The organism is Bifidobacterium sp. UBA6881 (genome assembly GCA_002451435.1).
In the GTDB taxonomy this organism is placed as follows: domain Bacteria; phylum Actinomycetota; class Actinomycetes; order Actinomycetales; family Bifidobacteriaceae; genus Bifidobacterium.
In genome coordinates this window covers 6,633-7,938 of sequence record DKCF01000010.1, presented here as the reverse complement: position 1 = coordinate 7,938, position 1,306 = coordinate 6,633, and the positions used below count along the sequence as shown (strand labels likewise).

At 61.3% G+C, this 1,306-nt stretch carries 1 protein-coding gene and 1 pseudogene; one reads left to right on the top strand and one right to left on the bottom strand.

Going from position 1 to position 1,306, the window contains the following annotated elements; all coding sequences use genetic code 11:
• Positions 1 to 208, bottom strand: a pseudogene (locus tag B3C64_RS00780) (signal recognition particle-docking protein FtsY); the annotation flags it as partial.
• A 322-nt stretch (positions 209 to 530) separates the two neighbouring features.
• Between B3C64_RS00780 and B3C64_RS00775 the strand changes: the two are divergent.
• A complete protein-coding gene (locus B3C64_RS00775; protein ID WP_291533073.1) occupies positions 531 to 1,304 on the top strand; it encodes a TetR/AcrR family transcriptional regulator in 774 nt (257 codons plus the stop codon).
• Positions 1,305 to 1,306 lie beyond the last annotated feature (2 nt).

Below are 1,306 nucleotides of genomic sequence, written 5' to 3'. Positions count from 1 at the left end.
CGGTTTCCTCTGCGGCTGATTCGGCGGTTTCCTTGGTGCCCACGGCGCTTTCGGCGGCGGCCCTTTCCGCGGCGAGACGGGCGTCGGCCTTCGCCTTCGCGGCTTCGGTGGACTTCGCCACGGCGGCCTTGCGGCTCTTGCCGAGCCACCATCCGCCGATCACCAAAACCGCCGCGATCGCAATGACGGCGACAATCGCAATAATCACATTCGTATCCATGATTCCAGCCTAAAAAGCGCAACGGACACGGCAGTCATACCTTCTTGACCATCCCGCGGATAGTCCAATGCCCACGGAATTCGACGCGCGGTCGCGCAATCCGACATCCCATATCCCCGGTCGCGCGGACGCGGAATCTTGCACTACGCAAAACCCTGGAATGCGACATGCTCATTCCATGCAAAGTTCCATAGCCGCGCAAAAACATGTTCACTGCGGTTCCATAATCGCCGATGCCCGATTCGGGAAGGTGGAATCGGACGTATCCACGGGGCGTGAAAAACTAGGCGGCATGGCCAGTACATCCAGAATGACGTCGTATCAGAGGCGCGAACAGCTCATCGAAATCGGTCGGTCGCTGTTCGCGGCCAAGGGATTCGAGGCGGTGAGCGTGGAGGAGATCGCAGCCACCGCCAAAGTCTCGAAGCCCATCGTATACGAGCATTTCGGGGGCAAGGAAGGCCTGTACGCCGTGGTGGTGGACCGCGAGATGCGCGCGCTCACCGACACCCTCATCAACGCGCTGTCCGATCCGCAGGCGCATCCGCGGCAGATCGTCGAACGCACCGCCCTCGCGCTGCTCACCTATGTCGAGGAGAACGCCGAGGGATTCCGCGTGCTCACCCGCGATTCGCCGAAAACCGATCCCGCGGGATCATTCAACTCGCTGCTCGGCGACATCTCCATCCGCGTCGAAGACATACTCACCGAGGCGTTCAAGCGGCAGCACCTGCCCGCCAAGGGCGTGCCGTACTACGCGCAGATGCTCATCGGCATGACCGTCTACACCTGCCAATACTGGGCCGACCAACGCAAAATCAGCAAGGAGCAGCTCGCCGCGCACATCGTGAATCTGGCATGGTACGGTCTGAGCCGCATGGAAGCCAAGCCGGAACTGCGCTTCGAGAGCGCGAAGGCCGTCAAACAGGCACGCCGGCAGGCGGAGCGCGAAGCCAAGGAAACCAAACATGAGGACGTGAGCAAGGAACACGAGATCAGGGAAATCGCGCGCCGCAACCAGAATGACCGGGATTCCGCGGAATCCGAAGGGCCTGCGGAGTCCGCGGAATCACAGGAATCCTGAAA